22 protein-coding genes are annotated in these 20,734 nt (G+C 71.6%); 14 read left to right on the top strand and 8 right to left on the bottom strand.

Annotated elements, in window-relative coordinates; all coding sequences use genetic code 11:
• Positions 1 to 52 precede the first annotated feature (52 nt).
• The 7 genes from LK09_RS17880 (at position 53) to LK09_RS17850 (ending at position 7,744) form a co-directional block, all read left to right on the top strand.
• Positions 53 to 1,339 (top strand): sulfate adenylyltransferase subunit 1, encoded by a 1,287-nt coding sequence (locus tag LK09_RS17880; RefSeq protein WP_039402580.1) that lies wholly within the window; start codon positions 53 to 55, stop codon positions 1,337 to 1,339.
• 335 nt (positions 1,340 to 1,674) lie between these two features.
• On the top strand, positions 1,675 to 2,742 hold the full coding sequence (locus tag LK09_RS17875) for an ABC transporter substrate-binding protein (protein WP_039402578.1): 1,068 nt from the start codon (positions 1,675 to 1,677) through the stop codon (positions 2,740 to 2,742).
• An 8-nt stretch (positions 2,743 to 2,750) separates the two neighbouring features.
• Positions 2,751 to 3,554 (top strand): ABC transporter ATP-binding protein, encoded by an 804-nt coding sequence (locus LK09_RS17870; protein ID WP_052226963.1) that lies wholly within the window; start codon positions 2,751 to 2,753, stop codon positions 3,552 to 3,554.
• Complete coding sequence (locus tag LK09_RS17865) at positions 3,544 to 4,545, top strand: ABC transporter permease (protein ID WP_082008370.1); 1,002 nt, start codon at positions 3,544 to 3,546, stop codon at positions 4,543 to 4,545. Before LK09_RS17870 ends, LK09_RS17865 begins: the two co-directional genes overlap by 11 nt.
• Entirely contained in the window at positions 4,542 to 5,315 is a 774-nt protein-coding gene (gene cobA, locus LK09_RS17860) for a uroporphyrinogen-III C-methyltransferase (protein WP_039402577.1), read from the top strand. The genes LK09_RS17865 and cobA overlap by 4 nt, the downstream gene beginning before the upstream one ends.
• A complete protein-coding gene (locus LK09_RS17855; RefSeq protein WP_039402574.1) occupies positions 5,312 to 6,760 on the top strand; it encodes an FAD-dependent oxidoreductase in 1,449 nt (482 codons plus the stop codon). The genes cobA and LK09_RS17855 overlap by 4 nt, the downstream gene beginning before the upstream one ends.
• A gap of 12 nt (positions 6,761 to 6,772) precedes the next feature.
• The gene (locus tag LK09_RS17850; protein WP_082008369.1) at positions 6,773 to 7,744 is read left to right on the top strand and encodes an NAD(P)/FAD-dependent oxidoreductase; all 972 of its coding nucleotides are present in this window, start codon (positions 6,773 to 6,775) and stop codon (positions 7,742 to 7,744) included.
• Between the two features lie 61 nt (positions 7,745 to 7,805).
• Here the strand turns inward: LK09_RS17850 and LK09_RS17845 are convergent, their stop codons facing one another.
• Positions 7,806 to 9,260 (bottom strand): 2-isopropylmalate synthase, encoded by a 1,455-nt coding sequence (locus LK09_RS17845; protein WP_039402572.1) that lies wholly within the window; start codon positions 9,258 to 9,260, stop codon positions 7,806 to 7,808.
• A gap of 161 nt (positions 9,261 to 9,421) precedes the next feature.
• Here LK09_RS17845 and LK09_RS17840 point away from each other — a divergent pair, with 161 nt between their 5' ends.
• Together LK09_RS17840 and LK09_RS17835 are read left to right on the top strand one after the other, a co-directional pair.
• Positions 9,422 to 10,129, top strand: a complete 708-nt coding sequence (locus LK09_RS17840; protein ID WP_039402571.1) for a FadR/GntR family transcriptional regulator — start codon at positions 9,422 to 9,424, stop codon at positions 10,127 to 10,129.
• Entirely contained in the window at positions 10,126 to 10,935 is an 810-nt protein-coding gene (locus LK09_RS17835; RefSeq protein WP_039402569.1) for an ABC transporter ATP-binding protein, read from the top strand. The genes LK09_RS17840 and LK09_RS17835 overlap by 4 nt, the downstream gene beginning before the upstream one ends.
• 81 nt (positions 10,936 to 11,016) lie before the next feature.
• Here the strand turns inward: LK09_RS17835 and dcd are convergent, their stop codons facing one another.
• Both dcd and LK09_RS17825 read right to left on the bottom strand, forming a co-directional pair.
• Positions 11,017 to 11,622 carry a dCTP deaminase gene (gene dcd, locus LK09_RS17830; RefSeq protein ID WP_039402567.1) on the bottom strand — a complete coding sequence of 202 codons (606 nt, stop codon included), beginning with the start codon at positions 11,620 to 11,622 and terminating at the stop codon, positions 11,017 to 11,019.
• Between the two features lie 161 nt (positions 11,623 to 11,783).
• Complete coding sequence (locus LK09_RS17825) at positions 11,784 to 12,827, bottom strand: YeiH family protein (protein ID WP_052226962.1); 1,044 nt, start codon at positions 12,825 to 12,827, stop codon at positions 11,784 to 11,786.
• 180 nt (positions 12,828 to 13,007) lie between these two features.
• Here LK09_RS17825 and LK09_RS17820 point away from each other — a divergent pair, with 180 nt between their 5' ends.
• Both LK09_RS17820 and LK09_RS17815 read left to right on the top strand, forming a co-directional pair.
• Positions 13,008 to 13,940, top strand: coding sequence for a LysR family transcriptional regulator (locus LK09_RS17820; RefSeq protein ID WP_039402565.1), 933 nt, complete (start codon positions 13,008 to 13,010; stop codon positions 13,938 to 13,940).
• A gap of 114 nt (positions 13,941 to 14,054) precedes the next feature.
• Positions 14,055 to 15,263 carry a metallophosphoesterase family protein gene (locus LK09_RS17815; protein ID WP_039402563.1) on the top strand — a complete coding sequence of 403 codons (1,209 nt, stop codon included), beginning with the start codon at positions 14,055 to 14,057 and terminating at the stop codon, positions 15,261 to 15,263.
• 264 nt (positions 15,264 to 15,527) lie between these two features.
• On the opposite strand, the gene LK09_RS17810 is transcribed toward LK09_RS17815, so the two are convergent.
• Positions 15,528 to 16,226, bottom strand: coding sequence for a hypothetical protein (locus LK09_RS17810; protein ID WP_039402561.1), 699 nt, complete (start codon positions 16,224 to 16,226; stop codon positions 15,528 to 15,530).
• A gap of 54 nt (positions 16,227 to 16,280) precedes the next feature.
• The gene (locus tag LK09_RS17805) at positions 16,281 to 16,730 is read right to left on the bottom strand and encodes a GNAT family N-acetyltransferase (protein ID WP_039402559.1); all 450 of its coding nucleotides are present in this window, start codon (positions 16,728 to 16,730) and stop codon (positions 16,281 to 16,283) included.
• Positions 16,731 to 16,760: 30 nt separating this feature from the next.
• Here LK09_RS17805 and LK09_RS17800 point away from each other — a divergent pair, with 30 nt between their 5' ends.
• The 3 genes from LK09_RS17800 to LK09_RS17790 all read left to right on the top strand — a co-directional run bounded on the left by LK09_RS17800 (position 16,761) and on the right by LK09_RS17790 (position 18,779).
• On the top strand, positions 16,761 to 17,294 hold the full coding sequence (locus LK09_RS17800; protein WP_082008368.1) for a GNAT family N-acetyltransferase: 534 nt from the start codon (positions 16,761 to 16,763) through the stop codon (positions 17,292 to 17,294).
• Positions 17,291 to 17,902 carry a GNAT family N-acetyltransferase gene (locus tag LK09_RS17795; protein WP_039402557.1) on the top strand — a complete coding sequence of 204 codons (612 nt, stop codon included), beginning with the start codon at positions 17,291 to 17,293 and terminating at the stop codon, positions 17,900 to 17,902. The genes LK09_RS17800 and LK09_RS17795 overlap by 4 nt, the downstream gene beginning before the upstream one ends.
• A gap of 124 nt (positions 17,903 to 18,026) precedes the next feature.
• A complete protein-coding gene (locus tag LK09_RS17790; protein ID WP_197061100.1) occupies positions 18,027 to 18,779 on the top strand; it encodes a DUF5808 domain-containing protein in 753 nt (250 codons plus the stop codon).
• Between the two features lie 9 nt (positions 18,780 to 18,788).
• Here the strand turns inward: LK09_RS17790 and LK09_RS17785 are convergent, their stop codons facing one another.
• From LK09_RS17785 to LK09_RS17775, 3 genes are read right to left on the bottom strand one after another with little or no spacing between them, the layout of a single operon-like run.
• Positions 18,789 to 19,544: a hypothetical protein gene (locus LK09_RS17785; RefSeq protein ID WP_039402553.1), complete on the bottom strand. Its 756-nt coding sequence runs from the start codon at positions 19,542 to 19,544 to the stop codon at positions 18,789 to 18,791.
• Positions 19,541 to 20,140 carry a DUF6114 domain-containing protein gene (locus LK09_RS20960; protein ID WP_052226961.1) on the bottom strand — a complete coding sequence of 200 codons (600 nt, stop codon included), beginning with the start codon at positions 20,138 to 20,140 and terminating at the stop codon, positions 19,541 to 19,543. The genes LK09_RS17785 and LK09_RS20960 overlap by 4 nt, the downstream gene beginning before the upstream one ends.
• A complete protein-coding gene (locus LK09_RS17775) occupies positions 20,131 to 20,727 on the bottom strand; it encodes a DUF6230 family protein (protein ID WP_039402552.1) in 597 nt (198 codons plus the stop codon). The genes LK09_RS20960 and LK09_RS17775 overlap by 10 nt, the downstream gene beginning before the upstream one ends.
• Positions 20,728 to 20,734: the final 7 nt, after the last annotated feature.

The raw sequence follows: 20,734 nt of genomic DNA, 5'->3' as shown, positions 1-20,734 counted from the left end.
GCAAGAAGCACTGCCCGTTTCGTCTCGCTTCGCTCGCTCAACGACCGAGGGGATGACCTCCCTGTTCCGGTTCGCGACGGCGGGCTCCGTCGACGACGGCAAGTCCACCCTCGTGGGTCGTCTGCTGCACGACTCGAAGGCGATCCTCGCCGATCAGCTCGCGCAGGTGCAGCGCACCTCCGCCGACCGCGGGTTCGCCCACGGCGACTTCGACTTCGCGCTCCTCACCGACGGGCTGCGCGCCGAACGCGAGCAGGGCATCACGATCGACGTCGCCTACCGGTACTTCTCCACCGGAACGCGGTCGTTCATCCTCGCCGACTGCCCCGGCCACGTGCAGTACACCCGCAACATGGTCACCGGCGCCACCACCGCCGACGCGGTGATCGTGCTGGTCGACGCCCGCAACGGCGTCGTGGAGCAGACCCGCCGCCACCTGGCCGTCGTCGCGCTGCTGCGCGTGCCGCACGTGATCGTCGCGGTCAACAAGATCGACCTCCTCGACTACGACGAGGACGCCTTCGTCCAGGTCGCGGTGGATGCCGCCCGCGTCGCCGACGAGCTCGGCATCCGCGACCTGCACGTCATCCCGGTGTCCGCCCTCCAGGGCGACAACATCGTGGACTCGTCGCCGCAGACTCCCTGGTATTCCGGGCCCACGCTGCTGCACCTGCTCGAGACGCTCCCCGCCGGGGATGCCGCCGCCGAGCAGGACTTCCGGCTGCCGGTGCAGCTGGTGCTCCGTCCGCAGGGCGGGCTCGCCGCGCACCTCGCCGAGGACCCGGATGCCGCGGCCCGCTTCCGCGACTACCGTGCCGCCGCCGGGCGCATCTCGGCCGGCACCGTCGCGCTGGGTGACGAGGTCGAGGTGCTGCCGGCCGGCATCCGCACGACCGTCACCGGGATCACCGTCGCCGGAGTCCCCGCCGAGCGGGCCACCGCCGGCGAGTCGGTCGCCCTCGAGCTGGATGCCGACCTCGACGCCGCCCGCGGCTCGCTGATCGCGGCGGCCGGCACCCTGCCCGCGCCGCGGCGGGAGTTCGGGGCCGAACTGTTCCAGCTCGACAACCGCCCGCTCGCATCCGGATCGCGCGTGCTCGTCAAGCACGGCACGGCGACCGTGCAGGCGATCGTGCAGATCGAGTCCCGCTACGACCTCGACGCCCTGGCGCACGACCCCGCCGCGACCCTCGAGGTCAACGACATCGGGCGAGCGCGTCTGCGCGTGGCCGCCGACCTCCCGGTCGAGCAGTACGCGCTCAGCCGCGAGGGCGGATCGTTCCTGGTGATCAACCCCGCCGACGGCGCGACGCTCGCCGCCGGCACCGTCCTGGACTGACGGCCCCTGCCCGAATCCGTCACGAACGGCGACCTCAACCGTGCGTTCGCGACCGATCCGGCGACTCGTCGCGGGTGCCGGGCGGCGCCCACCCGTGACTCCGTCACGAACGGCGACCTCGACCGTGCTTTCGCGACCGATCAGGATGCCGGAGCGGCCCGCGCCGGAGCGGCCCGCGTCAACCGTGTGACGCCCCGTTACCGAGGCGTATTACGCCCGGTGACGCCCCGTTCCACCCCGTGACGACACACTCGCGCACCGTCCCGCGCACCCCTACCGTCATTTTCAAACACCCGCCAGAAACCGTCTGGCGACCGTCCCGAAGGAGGCGAACGATGAAGTACAACACCCGCACTGCGAAGCTCACGATCCTGGCTGTGGCCGCGATGATGCTGGCGGGCTGTGCCGCTCAGGCGTCGGCGTCTCCGCAGAAGACGATCGACCTGTCCGGCGGCACCGCGGCATCCGAGGTGCGCCTCGGCTACTTCGCGAACGTCACGCATGCTCCCGCCCTCGCCGGCCTGCAGGAGGGCATCCTGCAGAAGGACCTCGGCTCCACCAAGCTGCAGACCCAGGTCTTCAACGCCGGCCCGGCGACGATCGAGGCGCTCAGCGCCGGCGCGATCGACGCGGCCTACATCGGACCGAACCCGGCGATCAACTCGTTCATCCAGTCGCACGGCCAGTCGCTGCGGATCGTCGCGGGAGCCACCACCGGCGGCGCCCAGCTCGTCGTCGCGAAGGACATCACCGACCCCAAGCAGCTCAAGGGCAAGACGCTCGCCACGCCGCAGCTCGGCAACACGCAGGACGTCGCGCTGCGCACCTGGCTGAAGGGACAGGGCTACCAGACCAGCACGTCCGGCGGCGGCGACGTGAACATCACGCCGACCGACAACGCGCAGACGCTCACCCTGTTCCAGCAGGGCAAGGTCGACGGCGCCTGGCTCCCCGAGCCCTGGGCGTCGCGCCTGGTCGCCGAAGGCGGACACGTGCTCGTCGACGAGGCATCCCTGTGGAAGGACGGCAAGTTCCCCACCACGGTGCTCGTCGTGAACGCCGACTTCCTGAAGAAGCACCCGCAGACGGTGAAGGCGCTCGTGAAGGCCGACGTCGACTCGATCGCGTGGCTCAACGACAACAAGAAGGATGCCGCCGCCGTCATCAACGCGCAGCTGAAGGCCACCACCGGCAAGGAGCTGAAGGCACCGGTGCTGGCCCGCGCGCTGCAGAACGTGACGTTCTCGGCCAACCCGCAGGCGCAGACCTTCCAGGAGCTCGTCGACCACGGCCTCGCCGCCGGCACGCAGAAGAAGGGCTCCATCCAGGGCCTGTTCGACCTGCGCCTGCTCAACGAGGTCGCCTCCGCCAAGGTGTCGGCCGACGGCCTGGGCGAGCAGTAGGCGACATCATGACCGACGGCATCCGCCTGTTCCCGAGCTTCGACGGCACCGCACCCGCGGCCGCCGCGTCGCCCGTGCCGCCCGCTGTGCGCATCGACCACGTGTCCAAGCGCTTCGGCACCGGCCCGGTCGTGCTCGACGACATCTCGCTCGACATCGCACCCGGCGAGTTCGTGTGTCTGCTCGGGGCATCCGGATGCGGCAAGTCCACCCTGCTGAACCTCATCGCGGGTCTGGATGCCCCCACCGCGGGCAGCATCCAGACCCCCGATGAGGGGTCGGCGGTCATGTTCCAGGAATCCGCCCTGATGCCGTGGCTGTCCGCCCGGCGCAACGTCGAGCTGGCACTGCGACTGCGCGGCGTGCCGCGATCGGAGCGCACCGAGCGAGCCCTCGCGCTGCTCGAGGTCGTGGACCTGCAGGATGCCGCGGACCGCCGCCCCCACGAGCTGTCGGGCGGGATGCGTCAGCGCGTCGCCCTGGCCCGCGCGCTCGCGCAGGACCGTCCGGTGCTGCTGATGGACGAGCCGTTCGCGGCGCTGGATGCCATCACCCGCGACATCCTCCACGAAGAACTGGAGCGCGTCTGGCGGCAGACCGGCCGCACGATCGTGTTCGTCACGCACAACGTGCGCGAGGCCGCCCGTCTCGGCCAGCGCGTCGTGCTGCTGGGCAGCCGGCCCGGCCGGATCGCCCGCGAGTGGCGCATCAACGCGACCGCCGGGCGTCGCATCGAATCGCCCGAGGTGGCGGCCCTCTCGCGCGAGATCACCGCGCACCTGCGCAAGGAGATCAGCCGCAATGCCGCATGACATCGACTCCCCCCGGTCGTTGAGCGAGGACGCGCGCCAGCGCGACCGAGACGAAACGCACCTGGCCTCCGAGATCACGGACGGCGCTGACGTTTCGTCTCGCTTCGCTCGCTCAACGACCGAAGCCGCGGACGAGCTCCGCACCCTCGCCGCGGGGCTCGACGCCCTCCAGACGGATGCCGCAGACCGCCCGAGCGTGTGGCGCCGCATCCGCCAGTCCGTGCTGCCGCCCATCATCTGCGTCATCGCGCTCATCGCGGCCTGGCAGCTGTACATCGTCATCGCCCAGCCGCGGCCGGACATCGTCCCGGCGCCGGCCGACGTCGCCGCCGCCCTCGGCGCGGCGTGGGAGACGGCCCAGCTGCAGCAGGCGGTGTTCACCAGCCTCGAGCGCGGCATCCTCGGATTCCTCATCGCGATCGTCGTGGGAACGCCCATCGGCCTGCTGCTGGCCGAGGTGAAGCCGCTGCGGCGCGCGTTCGGTCCGCTCATCTCGGGCCTGCAGGTGCTGCCCTCGGTCGCGTGGGTGCCCGCCGCGATCCTGTGGTTCGGGCTCACCGATGCCACCGCGTATTTCGTGGTGCTGATGGGCGCCACTCCGTCGGTGATCAACGGGCTCATCTCGGGCATCGATCAGGTGCCGCCGCAGCTGCGCCGCGTCGGACAGGTGCTCGGCGCCAAGAAGCTGTCGATGGCATCGCTCATCGTGCTGCCGGCCGCCCTGCCCGGCTACGTCGCCGGCCTCAAGCAGGGCTGGGCGTTCTCGTGGCGGTCGCTGATGGCCGCGGAGATCATCACCACCGGCGGCACCATGGGCTTCGGCCTCGGCACCATGCTCGACAACTCCCGCCAGCTGTCCGACATCGCGTCGGTGCTCGCGACGATCATCGTGATCCTCGTGATCGGCATCCTCGTCGAGCTCGTCATCTTCGCCCCGCTCGAACGCCGCCTGCTGCGCGGCCGGGGCCTGCTGCAAGGAGGATCCCGATGACCGGACTCGTGCTGCTGGTCGGCGCCGGACCCGGCGACCCCGGCCTGATCACCCTGCGTGGCCTGCGCGCCCTGGAGTCGGCCGACGTCATCGTCGCCGACCGACTCGGCGCGCGCGGCGTGCTCGACGGGCTCGCCGCCGAGGGCGTCCAGCTGAAGGCCGAGATCGTCGACGTCGGCAAGCTCCCCGGCCACCACGCGGTGCCACAGGATGCCATCAACGCGCTGCTCGTGCAGCTCGCCGAACAGGGCAAGACGGTCGTGCGGCTCAAGGGCGGCGACCCGTACATCTTCGGCCGCGGCGGCGAGGAGCTCGCCCACTGCCGCGAACGCGGCATCGACGTGCGCGTCGTGTCGGGTGTGACCAGCGCCATCTCGGTGCCGGCGATCGCGGGCATCCCGCTCACCCACCGCGGCCTCGCGACGGCGTTCACCGTCGTCACCGGCCACGACCAGATCCAGGAGCTCGGCGGCGGACGCGACCACACCGTCGTGCTGCTCATGGGCGTCGGCACGCTCGCCCACGCGGCGATGACCCTCGGCCGCGGCGAGCGCGGGGCATCCTGCCCGGTCGCCATCATCGAAGACGGGTTCGGCGACGGCCAGCGGGTCACCGTCGGCACCCTCGAGACCATCGCGCACCAGGCCGCCGCGCGCGGCGTGCGCTCCCCCGCCGTCGTCGTCGTGGGCGACGTCGTGCGCCTCAGCCCCTATGCACCCGCCGAGCTCGCCTCGCACCGCTCTGCCCTCGGAAAGGACACCGCCCTGTGACCGCTCTCGACCTCAACGTCGCCATCGTCGGAGCCGGCCCCGCCGGCATCTACGCCGGGAACCTCCTCGCCAACGCCGTGAAGGAGCAGGGCGGGTCCGTCGCGATCGACCTGTTCGAGTCGCTGCCCGCACCGTACGGCCTGATCCGATACGGCGTCGCGCCCGACCACCCCCGCATCAAGGGCATCGTCACGTCGCTGCACGAGATGCTCGACGCGGCCTCGCCCTCTGCGGATCGGCGCAGTATCCGCTTCATCGGCAACGTCGAGGTGGGTCGCGACATCGCCCTCGCCGAACTGCAGGAGCGCTACGACGCGGTCATCATCGCGACCGGCGCGATCCGGGATGCCGCCCTCGACATCCCCGGCATCGACCTGCCGGGGTCGTTCGGCGCGGCGGACTTCGTCGCCTGGTACGACGGCCACCCGGACGTGCCGCGCACGTGGGACCTGCCCGAGGCATCCGTCGCGGTCATCGGCAACGGCAACGTCGCGCTCGACGTCGCGCGGGTGCTCGCCAAGCACGAGCCCGACCTGCGCTCCACCGAGGCGCCGGACAACGTGCTGGCGGGCCTGGCGCAGTCGTCGGTCACCGACGTGCACGTGTTCGGCCGCCGCGGCCCGCAGGACATCAAGTTCACGCCCATCGAGCTGCGCGAGCTGGGTGAGGTGCGCGACGTCGACATCATCCTGCACGACGAGGACTTCCAGTACCTCGAGGACTGGGTGGCGCCGAACAACCAGTACAAGGTGATGCTGCGCACACTGCAGCAGTGGCGCGACCGGCCGACCGGCGAGGCGTCCCGCCGCCTGCACCTGCACTTCTACCACGCGCCCGTCGAGGTGCTCGGGTCGCCCGAGACCGGTGTCGAGGCGGTCCGGTTCGAGCGGACGATTCCGGATGCCGCGGGTTCGGTGACCGGCACGGGGGAGTTCCGCGAGATCGCGGTCGGCCAGGTCTACCGCGCGGTCGGCTACTACGGCACGCCCGTCGTGGATGCCCCGTTCGACGAGCGTCGCGGCGTGGTGCCGAACGTCGAGGGCCGGGTGGTCGACGCCGACGGAACGCCGATCGCCGGCCTGTACGCCACCGGCTGGATCAAGCGCGGACCGGTGGGCCTCATCGGCCACACCAAGTCGGATGCCCTGGAGACCATCGGCCACGTGGTGGCGGATGCCCTCGCGGCCCACGCCTCGCGGCCGGAGGCCTTGCGCCCTGAGCCGGACGCCCCGCGCCCTGAGGCTTTCGAAGGGCAGTCCCCTTCGATCTTCGAGGTGCTGACCGAGCGCGGCGTCGAGTACACCACGTGGGAGGGCTGGCTGCAGCTCGACGCCCACGAGCGCACCCTCGGCGCCGACCACGAGTACACCCGTGAGCGCGTCAAGGTCGTCGATCGCGACGCGCAGGTCGCGATCTCGCGCGCGTCCGTGCCCGCGAACGCCTGAACGGATGCCGTCGTGACCAGCCACCACCGCAATTCGCCCGGGGCCGATGTTCCCGCGGCCGAGACGCCTTTCGTCGACGTCCTCATCGTCGGCGGCGGCCCTGCAGGACTGTCGGCAGCCCTGAATCTCGGCCGTGCCCGGGCGACGGTGGCCGTCATCGACGCCGACCGGCCGCGAAACGCGGCGACACTGCGCTCGCACGGGTTCCTCACCCGCGACGGCATCCCCCCGCAGGAGCTCCGTGCGATCGCGCGCGACGAGCTCACCGCCTACCCGAACGTGGTGGTGCACCGGCGCACGCGGGTCGCGTCGGTGCAGCGGGATGCCGACGGGTTCGTCGCGTCGGTCCAGGGCCGCGGGGCACCCGCCGTCATCCGGGCGCGCTCGGTGCTGGCGGCGACGGGACTGCGCGAGACGCTGCCCGAGGTGCCCAACATCCGCGGGTTCTACGGCATCAGCCTGTTCAGCTGCGCCGCCTGCGACGGGTGGGAGCTGCGCGACCAGCCGCTGGCGCTCATCGGGCAGACGCCGGACCTGGCCGGGCGCGCGCGGCTCGTGGCCCGGTGGTCCGACAACCTCATCGTGTTCACGCACGGTGCCGAGGTCGTGGACGCCGCCGACGAGGCGGAGCTGGTGGCATCCGGCATCCGCGTCGTCCGCGAGCCGATCACCGAACTGGTCGGCGACCGCGGCGTCCTGACCGGGATCACCGTCGCCTCGGGCGAGACGATCCCGGTGGCGGGCGGCTTCGTGCGGCCGGTGTGGGATCCGGCCGTGGAGTTCCTGGACGGGCTGGATGCCGACGTCGACGCGCACGGACACCTCGCCGCCGACCGGTCGGGGCGCACCAGCGTGCCCGGCCTGTACGCCGCCGGGGATGCCGCGGCCCCGGGCCCGCAGCAGCTCATCGTCGCCGCCGGCCAGGGTGCCCGCGCCGCCGCCGTGATCATCCACGACCTCGTCGGCGTCGTCACCGCCCACTGACCCGCCGCTGCGTCGAGCATCGGACATCACGCCCGGGCATGACGCCCGGGCACGGGCCGGGTCAGGCATCCACCCCCGCATACTCCGGGTACGCCGCGGCGAGCAGAGCGCGCAGCTGCGCGGGGGATGCCTCGACGCCGGTGGTGTCGGTGTGCTGCTGCACGATCCGGGCGAACTGCGCCTGCCGGTCGCTGTCGAGCACGATGCCGTACTCGGTCTCGAGCACGTACGCGATCCCGCCCTTGCCGGACTGCGAATTGACCCGCACGACCGCCTCGTACGAGCGCCCGAGATCGGCCGGATCGATCGGCAGATACGGCACCTGCCACGCCGCGTCCCGGGCATCCTGTCCCGCCGCGGCGGCGCGGGCCCGATGCTCGGCGAACCCCTTGCGGATCGCATCCTGGTGCGTGCCGCTGTAGGCCGTGTGCACGAGGTCGCCGACGTAGGGATGCCGGGGAGGCACCGGCATCCGGTTGGCGTGCTCCACCACCCGCCGCACCTCGTCGATGTCGGAGAAGTCGACCATCGGGTCGACGCCCTGCGCGTGGAGGTTGAGGGCGAGGGTGACGAGGTCGACGTTGCCGGTGCGCTCTCCGTTGCCGAACAGGCATCCCTCGACGCGCTGCGCGCCCGCCAGCAGGGCGAGCTCCGCGCACGCGACGCCGGTGCCGCGATCGTTGTGCGGGTGCACCGACAGGATCACGCCGTCGCGACGCGCCAGGTGCCGGTGCATGTACTCGATCTGGTCGGCGTACACGTTGGGCGTCGCGACCTCGACGGTCGCGGGGAGGTTCAGGATGACGGGCCGCTCCGGCGAGGCATCCCACAGCTCGGTCATCCGGTCGCAGATCTCCAGCGCGAAATCGGGCTCGGTGAGGTTGAACACCTCCGGCGAGAACTCGAAGCGCACGTTCGGCAGGTCTCCGGCGCGGCGCAGGATCTCGCGGCCTCCCTCCACGGCCAAGTCGATGAGCTGCGCACGATCGCGACCCAGCACGAGCTCCCGCCACAGCGGCGCGGTCGCCGTATAGAGGTGGATGACGACCGGGTTGCGGATGCCGCGCACCGACTCCACCGTGCGCGCGATCAGGTCGGAACGTGCCGGGGTGAACACCACGATCGAGACGTGCTCGGGGGCGAGGTCGGTCTCGGCGAGGAGCCGCACGAAGTCGAAGTCGGTCTGGGATGCCGATGGGTATCCGACCTCGATCTCGGTGAATCCCATCGCGACCATGAGTTCGAAGAACACCCGCTTGCGGGCCGGATCCATGGGTTCGCTCAGCGCCTGGTTGCCGTCGCGGAGGTCCACGGGCACCCACAGCGGCGCCTGGGTGAGTCGGCCATCCGGCCAGGTGCGCTCGCGCAGCGGGACGTCGACGCGGGCGAACACGTCGCGGTACCGGTGCGAGGGCATCTGCGAGGCGCGCTGGCGGTTCCAGTGCGGGGCGTCCTCGGGCACGGGACCGGCGGGCGTGGAGATACGGGAGAAGTCGGGGATGAACGGGGCGGACATGGTGACTCTTTCGGTCGGTCGGTGATCGACCGGCGCACGTCGGACCCCACGACGGGGTGCCGGTCGTCAGGCCCCGCCGTGGCGGCCGAGAAGGAGCGCACCGTTCAGCATGAGTAGAATGATGGCACACCTCAGACAAGCTGACAAGTGAGGGAACTCCGATGGACACCGTACGCCGCGCTCCACTCGCCGAGATCGCCGCCGACGTGCTGCAGGAGCGCATCCGCGCCGGCGAATGGGCGCTCGGCGCCCGCCTGCCGGGCGAGACCACGCTGGCCGCGCAGCTGGAGGTCGGGCGATCCACCGTCCGCGAAGCGATCCGCCGGCTGGCCGGCCGCGGCATCCTCGAATCCCGACAGGGCGCGGGGGTGTTCGTCATCGCCCTGGACGCACCGGAGGAGTGGGATGCGGTGCTCCGCCGCGTCGGGATCGTCGCCGTGCTTGAGGCGCGCACCGCGATCGAGTCCGAGGCGGCCGGCCTCGCCGCAGAGCGCCGCACGCCCGACGATCTGCAGGCGATGCGGCGGGCACTCCGGGCCCGGGCCGCGGGCGCCGTCGCGCTCGGCATCGAGGCCTACGTGGATGCCGACACGGCGTTCCACCGCAGCATCGTCGCCGCCGCGCACAACGAGGTGCTCACCGACCTGTTCGACGGGTTCGTGCCGCGCTCGCGTCGCGCGATGATCGAGATGCTCCGCATCCGCGGCGTCCACAGTGCGGCGGGCTCCGATCAGACCGAGCACGACGACCTCGCCGACGCGGTGGAGCGGGGGGATGCCGCGGCCGCCCGCGATCTCAGCCGCGCCCACCTCGGTTCGCTGCGCGTCGCGCTCGGCGCTGCGGTCCCTCTGTCGGAGGCGCAGCAGTGAACCCGGTGATCCACCTCGATTCAATCGTCTTCCGCCGCGCCGGGCGGGTGATCCTGGACGACATCGGCCTCCTCGTGCAGCCCGGGGAGCACTGGGCGCTGCTCGGCCCCAACGGGGCCGGCAAGAGCACCATCCTCGGCTTCTGCGGTGCCCGCATCCACCCGACATCCGGTACCGCCGAGGTGCTCGGTCACCGGATCGGACGCGTCGCGCTGCACGACCTCCGCCGCAGCATCGGACACGTCGATCCCCGGCATCCGATCACGTCGTCGCTGACCGCGACGGAGGTGGTGCTGACCGGGCTCACCGGCAGCATCGAGTTGCTCATGCGGTGGGAGCCCGCGGCGGCCGACCTCGCCCGCGCGCACGAGCTGCTCGATCTGGTCGGGCTCGGCGCGCGGCGGGATGCCGAGTGGCCGACGATGTCGCAGGGCGAGCGCGGGCGGGCCTTGATCGCCCGCGCACTGATGCCGCGGCCGAAGCTGCTGCTGCTCGACGAGCCGACGACGGGACTGGATGTCGCCGCCCGAGAACAGCTGCTCGAGACGATCGACCAGCTCGAGCACGACGACCCGTCGCTCGCATCCGTGCTGGTCACGCACCATCTCGAAGAGCTCCCGACGTCCACGAGTCACGCCCTCGTGATCTCCCACGGCCGCACCGTGGCCGCCGGTCCCGTCGAGGCGGCGCTCACGACGGCGACGATCTCCACCGCGTTCGAGCATCCGATCGAGGTCGAGCGCATGGACGGTCGGTGGAGCGCCCGCACCGTGCGCCGCCCCGCCGCCGGCGTTCCGGCATCCTGACCCGGTCCGCGCCCCGCGCGCTCTGTTCAGGTGCCGACTTCCGCGGATTCGTCCTTGGAAGTTGGCACCCGAACGCCCGGCCTACCGACCCTGGGCGCCCGCGTCGGTGACACCCACGTCGGTGACGTGGAAGTTCTGGAACGAGCGGGATGCCGTCGGGCCGCGCTGACCCATGTAGCGGTTGCCGTACGGGCCGGACCCGTAGGGCGTCTCCGCCGCCGACGACAGACGGAAGAAGCACAGCTGCCCGATCTTCATGCCGGGCCACAGCTTGATGGGCAGGGTCGCGACGTTCGACAGCTCCAGGGTCACGTGGCCGGAGAATCCCGGGTCGATGAACCCGGCGGTCGAGTGGGTGAGCAGCCCGAGGCGGCCGAGCGACGACTTGCCCTCCAGCCGGGCGGCGATGTCGTCGGGCAGGGTGACCTGCTCGAACGTCGAGCCCAGGGCGAACTCGCCCGGGTGCAGGATGAACGGCTCGTCGGGAGCGACCTCGACGAGGTGCGTCAGGTCGGGCTGATGCTCGGCCGGGTCGATGAAGGGGTACTTGTGGTTGTCGAACAGCCGAAAGTAGCGGTCCAGCCGCACATCGACGCTCGACGGCTGCACCATCGTGGCATCCCAGGGATCGAGCCCGATCCGCTCGGCGTCGATCTCGGCCCGGATGTCACGGTCGCTCAGCAGCACGATTCCAGCCTAGCGAGGGCCGAGCCGGGTGCCTGCTGTGTGCCGAACGCAGGATCCACCGGCGCACGCTTCCCCGCGGCCCGCGAGAATCCGCGGTTTCCTGCCGGAGAGCCGGCGATCGGTCCTGCGTTCGGCACGGTCGAACCCGCCGACCGCGGCGGCTACTGGCCGAGCCCGCCGGTCACGGCGATGATCGCGAGCGAGGTCGCCGTGACGAGCACCCACAGGATCGCGCCGAGGGCCAGCGGCCGCCAGCCGGCCCGGCGCAGCGCCGGAAGGTCGGCGGACAGCCCGATGCCGGCGAGCGCCGTCGCGATCAGGAACTGGCTGACCCCGACGAGGCCGAGCCGGATGCCGGGCGGGATCACCCCGGTCGAGTTCACGAGCGCGACGGCGACGAACCCGATCAGGAACCAGGGCACGAGTCGCAGCGCACGGCGCGGCGTCATCCGGATGCCGCGTCCGGATCGGCGCGCCTCCATCACCGACAGACCGAGGCTGATCGGGATGATCATCAGTGTGCGGACGAGTTTGACGACCACGGCGAATCCGAGCGCGCCGGCGCCGAACACACTCGCGGTCGCGACCACCGAGCTGGTGTCGTTGACCGCCGTGCCGGCGAGCAGCCCGAAAGTGTGCGGGTCCAGGTGCAGGGCGTGGCCGAGCAGCGGGAAGAGCACCACGGCGAGCACGTTGAACAGGAAGATCGTCGAGATGGCGTAGGCGATCTCCGCGCTGGCGGCCCCGATCACGGGCGACACGGCCGCGATGGCGGATGCCCCGCAGATGCCGGTGCCCACCCCGACCAGGGTGCGAAGCCGCGGCTCGACGCGCAGGGCGCGGCCGATGAGCCAGGCGCCGGTGAGGCACACGGCGAGGGTGCCGAGCATGACCGGCAGCGACTCGGCGCCCACCTGCAGGATGACCGGGAGCGACAGCTGCGCCCCGAGCAGCACGACGGCGACCTGCAGCAGGAAGGTGCTCGACCAGCGGATGCCGGGCTGGAGCCGAGCGGCCGGGCGTCGCACCATCGCGATGCCGACGCCGATCAGCACCGCCGGCAGCGCCGAGCCGATCACCGGCACGAACCGCCCGATGACGGTCGACACGGCGGCGATCACGAGGCAGACGGCGGCGCCGGGCGCGAGGTCGACAGCGCGCAGGGCGAGACGCTGTCGGAGCGGGCGGCGCGCGGGGACGAACATGATTCCACGCTCCCCCACTCCCCGGATCCTCGGTAGACGGCTATCGTCGATGGGGATACAGGGTTGGCCTGTATCCCGAGACCGGTCCCTGAGCGCCCTTCGTCTCGGTCGCTTCGCTCCCTCGCTCAGGAACCGCGAAGCGAGACGAAGGGCCCACCCCACCAGCCGAAGGAGTCCCCGATGCAGAACGTCCCCGACATCGATGCCCTCGAGCTCCTCGCCGCCGTGGTGCGCCGCGGCTCGATCGCGGCCGCCGCGCGGGATCTCGGCATCACCCAGCAGTCGGCATCCGCACGCATCCGCGGCCTGGAACGCCGCCTCGGACTCGAACTGTTCCGCCGCACCCCGCAGGGCACGCATCCCACGGCGGCGGGCGAGACCGTCGCATCCTGGGCCGAGGAGGTGCTCGTCGCCGCGGGGCATTTCGCGTCGGGGGTGGAGATGCTCCGCGACGAGCACCGCCGCGAGCTGACGGTCGCGGCGAGCCAGACCGTCGCGGCCCACCTGGTGCCGCGGTGGCTGGTCGCGCTGCGCGCACGGCAGGATGCCGCGGGGCGGCCGCCGACCGCGGTGCGGCTGATCTCGGCGAACAGCGCGCAGGTCGCCGACCTGGTGCGGGACGGGCGGGCCGACCTCGGGATCATCGAGTCCTCCCGTCTGCCCGCGGGCCTGGCGCGCACCCGCATCGCGAGCGACGAGCTGGTGCTGGTCGTGGCACCGGGGCATCCCTGGGCGGGGCGGACGGTCGGGCTCGACGAGGTGGCCGACAGCCCGCTGGTGGTGCGCGAAGAAGGAAGCGGGACGCGCGGGGCGTGGGAGGACGCCGTGCGCGCACGCCTGGGCCGGGAACCGGCGACACCGGCCCTCGAGCTGCCGGCATCCGCCGCGGTGCGCTCCGCCGTCGCCGAGGGACTCGCGCCGGCGCTGCTGTCGCGCCTCGCGGTCGCCGACGACCTCCGCCTGGGCCGGCTGCAGGCCGTGACGATCGCCACCGATCCCCTCACCCGGCCGATCACCGCCCTGTGGCGGGGCGGCCCGCGCGACCTGGCTCCGGCCAGCCGGGAACTGCTGGATGTCGCCGTCGCCGCCGTGCGGCAGAACGCGACGACCTGACCGGGCCGCGTTCACGAATCCGACGTCCGCCGTTCATCCCGGCGTGGCGACGGGGTGGAAGGCTCGCACGCGGCCGATGCCGCGGCGGCATCCGGACCCCGACAAGGAGCACCCATGGTCTCGCGCTCGCGCAAGCTCTCCCTCATCGCCGGCGGCGTCGTCGTCGCCGGCATCCTCGGCGTCTCCGGCGTCGCCGTGGCGCAGAATCTCGACAACGCGTGGCCGTACGCGTCCTCCTCGACCGGGCAGGACGGCGACTCGCAGGGCGCCGTCGCCAAGACCTACACGCTCGCCGCCGTCGGCGACATCGCCTGCGAACCCGACGACGACAAGAACGCCGCCAATCCGAGTGCGCTCAAGTGCGGCAGCCCGTCGCTGGGCGGCTACGACGCCGAGTTCGCCACCGCGAAGCAGGCCGAGTCGATGCATCCGGACGCGGTCGCCCTGCTCGGCGACGAGCAGTACCAGGTCGGCAAGCTCAGCGACTTCGAGGAGTCGTTCGAGCAGGCGTGGGGCGGGCTGAAGTTCCTCGAGCACCCGGCCCCGGGCAACCACGAGTACTACGCGTACACGAAGAAGGGCGACAATGAGGCCGGGCAGAACGGCGCCGGCTACTTCGCCTACTTCAACGGGCACGACCAGGCGGGCACGCCCAACGAGGCCGGGCAGGCCGGCTCGGACACGGCATCCGCCCAGGGCTGGTACTCGTACGACCTCGGCAACTGGCACATCGTCTCGCTGAACATCGAGTGCAACTCGCCCGCATTCGGCAAGGACTGCTCTACCACCGGCACCGGCCTGCTCGCCCAGGAGACCGCGTGGCTCGCGCAGGACCTCAAGGACAACACCAAGCCGTGCACGGTCGCCTACTGGCACCAGCCGACGTTCAGCTCGACCAGCACCGGCACCGCGACGGTGGCGGCATCCGCTCCCGGCGTCGACAGCCAGGAGGGCCTTGCCGCGGATGCCTGGTGGAAGCTGCTCGCCAAGAACAACGCCACCCTGGTGCTCAACGGCCACGAGCACGCGTATGCGCGGCTGAAGCCGCTGGACCCGGCCGGGCAGGTCGACACGAAGCACGGGATCACCGAATTCGTGATCGGCACGGGCGGCGAGGCGATCGACAAGACGGCCGTGAACGCCGACGGCACGTACGCGAACCCGAACGTCGCGACCGCATACGACCAGGGCTACGGAGTGATGAACTTCACCCTCAAGCCGCACGGATACTCGTTCGACTACAAGCCGGTGCTCGCCGGCGCCGGCGCCGGGTCGTCGGCCCTGTCCTACGAGGACGCCGGCTCCGGCACCTGCCGCGGCTGATCCCGTCCGGGGCTGATCCGGTCCTCGGCTGATCCCGTCCGCGGCATCCCGCCCCGGACATCCCGCCCCGGCATCCCGCCCCGGGCATCCCGCCCCGGGCATCCCGCTGCCACCCGTTCGCTCGTCACGAAATCCGCGTCTCGCCGCGTTTCGTGACGAGCGAACGTCGCGTTCCCGGGCCTCGGTGCCTTCGCTCGTCACGATGCGCGCCTCGAACAGCACTTCGTGACGACCGGGCATCTCCCCCGGGGGCTTCACGCCGGCTCAGCCGCGAGTCGGCCAGTGCGGCGGGGGCGCCTCGCTCGGGTTGAGCGGGACGTAGCCGCGCCAGGCCGAGACGAACCGGAACCCCGCATACGCGATTCCCGCCGCGACGACCGCCAGGCCGACGACGACACCGACGATGACGGATGCCGGCGTCGTGAGGCCTGCGACCGCACCGAGCCCGCCGAAGAACATCCCGGTGACCGTGCCGTTGACCAGCACGCTCAGCATCGCCGACGACCCCAGCATCTGCTCCAGCGAGCTCCGCCGCCGGAAGAACGAATACGTGACCTGCATCCCGCGCAGGTCGTCGTGGGTGGACGCGAGGAAGTACCGGGTGATCTCCGGGTCGACGTCCTCGTACGCGGCCCGGATGCGGTTCATCGCGGTGACGAACATGAAGTCCTCCTCCGAGACGACGAGCACCCGCATCAGCGACAGGAGTCCGATCGCCGCGAGGAAGCCGAGGATGCCGAGGGCCGCCGCCGGAAACCACGATGCGAAGTGCGACGCCTGCCCGAGCAGCCCGATCGTCACGAGCCCGGCCGACACCAGCGTCAGGTGGATGGTGATCCGCGTGAGCACCTCGCTCTGCGCGGTGCTGCGCGCGGCGAGCAGACCCCAGTGCTCCGTCGCCAGGATCTGCAGCCGGCGGGCGAGTGCGGCATCGTCGCCGTGGCCGTCGTCCTCGGTGGCCATGGGTTCATGGTCCCACCGCGCACCCGCGCGCGGAAGAGCGGGTGGAGTGTCGGCCTACAGCGCGGGGGCCATGTCGTAGGTGACCCACGCGGTCGCGGTCGCGTGCCGGTCGTACAGGCGGCGCGCGGTCGCGTTGTCGGATGCCGTGATCCACCGCACCACCTGGGCGTCGCGTTCGGCGGCCATGCGGGATGCCTCCCGCAGCAGCGCGGTCGCGGCGCCCGCACCCCGGGACTCGGGCGCGGTGAACAGGTCGTCGAGGTACAGCCCGATGCGCCCCGCCGACGGGCGCGCGAACCAGCGCAGGTTCGCCAGTCCCACGAGCCGGCCGTCCCCTTCGGCGACGAGCCCGGTCATCTGCCATTGCTCGTCGCGCACCCACGCCCACGTGGATGCGACCACCGTCGGGTCCTCCGGCAGCCGGTAGAACGCGCGGTACCCCGCGTACAGCCGGGCCCATTCGGCTTCATCGGATGCCGCCACACGCCGCACGGAGATGTCCATCCCCCGACCCTACGGGGTGACGATGGGGAGGTGCTCCTCCCCGTCACCCCGGCGGACATCGCCGATCTCAGAACGTTCCTCCGCGACGTCGATCTGACCGTCGCCGGTCTGGATGCCCCGACCGTCCGGCTCTGGATCGAGCGGGATACCTCCGGCGCGGTGATCGGGAGCACCGGCTTCGAGCTCAGCGCGGATGCCGAGCACGCCCTCATCCGCAGCGTCGGCGTGGCGCCCGGCCGGCGCACCGCCGGCGCCGGGTCGCGCCTGGCATCCTTCGCGCTGGATGCCGCCGCTCGCGCCGGTGCGATGCGGGCGTGGCTGTTCTCGAGGCGCTCCGGACCGTTCTGGCAGAAGCTCGGCTTCGTGCCCGCCGATCGTGACGCGCTCGCTGCGGCGCTTCGCGACACGCATCAGGTGCGCCTGTTCGTCCGCACCGGGCAGCTGCACCGCGAGGTCGCGTGGTCGCGCCCGCTGCTCCGCTGTCCTGGAATGCGCGACTCGGTGCAGTCCAGGACAGCGGAGCACCTTGGCGCCGGATCGGAGCCTCGTAGGCTCGGTGCATGACAGACCTGCTGGATGCCGCGCCGTGGCCCCTTCGCACGGAGCGTCTCGTCATCCGCCGGTACCGGCCGGAGGATGCCGACCGCGCCTGGACGTACCGGCGCCTGCCGGAGGTGGTCGACGGGATCTCGGCCGCGCCGGCATCCTTCGAGGCGTTTCGCGCCTACGCCACCGAGCCGGGACGGATGGCGAAGATGCTCGTCGTCGAACTCGCCGTTGACGGGCCGCATGCCGGGCGGATGATCGGCGACGTCATGGTCGCGGTCGAGGACGGCTGGGCGCAGGCCGAGGTCGCCGCACACGCGCGCAACACGCAGGCGGAGCTCGGGTGGGTGTTCGATCCCGCGTACGGCGGTCGGGGCTATGCGACCGAGGCGGTGCGCGCCGTGATCGCCCTGTGCTTCGGTCCGCTCGGCCTGCGCCGGGTGCACGCGGGATGCTTCGCCTCGAACGAGGCATCCTGGCGTCTCATGGAGCGGGTCGGGATGCGGCGCGAGGAGTTCAGCCGCGAGACCGCGCTGCACCGCTCGGGCCGGTGGGTGGACGGCATGAACTACGGACTGCTGGCCGGAGAATGGGCCGCCGAGGGGCTGGATCGGGCCGGCCGCTGACGCGTCGGACACCGCCGGACCGAGCTGCACGGTTCTCGCCGATCGCCACTCAATTCGGCGCTCCCACTACTCAATCCGCGGTCTGAGCCGTTTTCGGATCCTGCGCCGTCGATACCGTGCTCACGTGTCTGGCATTCAGGAAGACGACCGTTCAACCCCCGATGCCGGGGTCCGTCCACCCGTTCCGACGGGGTGGTTCGTCGCCTCTGTCGTCGTCCTCCTGATCGCAGGAGGCGTGACGGCCGCCGCCTACGACGGACTGCCGGCCATGATCCCGACGCACTGGGGCATCACCGGCCCCGACGTCTACAGCGCCAAGACTCCGTGGACGGTCGCCATGCCGATCGCGATCTCCGGTCTCGTGCTCGCCGGCCTGTTCGCGGTGTCGTTCGTGAACCGGACCATGCCGGTGCGCCCGCTTCCCGCCGCCGAGCCGGAGGTCGGTGCGGCCCGCACCGCACGGTTGCGGGCAGCGCTCAGCTCCTTCTTCGGGCGCGTGATGTTCGCCGTCACGCTGCTCACTTCGTGGTCCAGCGTCCTCGGCTGGGTCGCGCCGGATGCCGGCTGGCTCACCAGCGTGTTCCCGATCGCCGTGGTCATCCTCATCGTGGGCATCCTGGTCGCATTCTGGGTGCGATGGAGGCAGCTCACGAGAGCCGACGGCGACACTCCTGCTCCGCGGAGCTCCGACGAGGCGGACCACTGGAAGGCGGGATTCCTCTACGTCGATCCGGCCGACCGGTCGCTGTTCGTGCCGAAGCGACTCGGCGTCGGATGGACGGTCAACTTCGGCCATCCCGGCGGCATCGCGATCGGCATCCTCCTGCTCGCTGTCATCGGCGCCCTGATCGCGTTCGGCCTCACGGCCGGCAACTGACCGACTGCGTCAGCCGGTGAGCTGCTGGTCGGTGTTCGTGTAGACGATCTGGTCGGCGCGGGTGCCGACGAGCCCGAGGGTGACCCGCACCAGCGACGGCGTGATGCCGTCCTTGGGCGGCGGGGTGTCGGCGCCGAGCGTCAGCGACTTGCCGGCGGAATCCGTCGCGGTGAGCGAGTTCAGATAGACCGTGACGTCGCCCTTGAGTGACATCCGATCCGCCTTGGTGACCAGCATCGGGCCGGTCGCCTTGCGCACCGTGAGGGCGAATCCGTCCATGGTGATGCTGTCTGCGCGAAGGCGCAGCGCCGGGATGCGCCGGCCGTCCGCGAGCCGGACGCTCACCAGCGCGATGCCCTTCAGCCCGGTGAAGGAGAGCGAGTCGACACCGAGCTGCGCGGACGGCTGGGTGAACACGAAGCTGTCGTCCTTCGGCAGCAGCCCCAGCGGCACCGACGCGGCCGTCGGCGTCGGAGTCGGGCTCGGCAGCGGCGTCGCGGTCGGCAGCGGCGTCGATCCGGATGCCGCACCCGTCGAACCCGGAAGACCCGGCAGCGACGGCAGTGAGACGCCGGCGGGCAACGACGCGCTCGGCGTCGGGCTGGGGGTCGGACTCGGCGTGGGAGACGACGACGGCGTCGAGCATGGCAGGATGACGGGGATGCACAGCTGGGCGGATGCCGCCTCCGGCACGGCGATCCCGCCCGCCACGAGGCATCCGGCCACGACCGCGGCCCCGGCGAGAAGACGTGAACGCCGGGTCATGCGGCGGCATCCGTCGTCGGGGTGTCCTGTGCGCGGTCGCGCCGCAGCGGCGCAGGGCCGGCGTGGGGCGCGGCATCCATCCGGGGCTGGGCCTCGGCGGCCTCCTGAGCGCCGAGCAGGGCCTCGATCGACGGGGCGGCCTCGTCTTCGGGCTCCGTCTCGTCCTCCTCTGACGCGCGGGCATCGCCGTCGTCGGCGCCGGCCGCTTCTGCCCGGGCCGCACGCGGCATCCACGCCACGACGAGGATGCCGCCGACGCAGCCGAGCAGCATCCCGACCACGAATCCGCCGAGGTTCACCCCGACGAGCGAGTAGATCGCGACGGCCAGCGACAGGACCCCGTAGAAGACGTGGTGGGCCGGCATCAGGATGGCGAGCGCCCCGAGCAGCACCAGACCGATCGGGATCACGGTCGCCTGGAACCCCTCGATGCCGAGCTGGATCCGGATGTTGCCGAGATCCAGCTGACTCGACAGGAAGATCGCGACGCCGGACAGGATCGTGAGCAGGCCGCCCACGAACGGGCGGGCCCGGCGCCATGCGCCGAAGCCCGACCCGCTCGTGTCGGTGCTGCGGCGCTCCTCGTTCAGAAGCATCCCTTCGATCCGTCGGTCAGCTGCAGCTGCATGCCGGTCAGCGTGAACACGGATGCCTGGGTGCTCCAGGCGGTCTGCTCGACGCCCTTGATGTTGACGGTGTCGGCATCCTGCGCGAAGTCGCCCACCGAGCCCTTCGCCGAGGTGTTCACGGTGGATGCGTCGACGCCGATGCGGATGTTGCCGAACGATGCGTCGCCCTTGAGGCCGGTCATCCCGATCTGCAGGTCGCTCGCCGTCGCGGGGTTCCCGCCGCCGCCGGCGGTGATCCGCACGCCGACCTTGCCGAGCGGGGTGACGGCGGACACGGCCTGGCACAGGTCGTAGAGCTTGGCGGATTTGATGTTCGCGATCGCGACCGGGTGATAGGCGCCCTTCGCATCCTTCGCGACACCCGAGTACTGCGAGAAGCCGGAACCGTCGAGCTGGGATGCCCCGATCTGGAACTGGCTGCCCGAAACGGCGAACGACACCGGCACGGCACCCTGCGCGACGCCCGCCGTGAGCACGGTGACCGCGGCCGCGACGGGGATCGCGGTGAGGATGATGCGCCCTCGATGTGAGCGGGCGAAGGTTCGGAACGTCATTGTGCCT

It is taken from the genome of Microbacterium mangrovi (assembly GCF_000802305.1).
Taxonomy (GTDB): domain Bacteria; phylum Actinomycetota; class Actinomycetes; order Actinomycetales; family Microbacteriaceae; genus Microbacterium; species Microbacterium mangrovi.
This window is presented reverse-complemented; position numbering and strand designations above follow the sequence as displayed.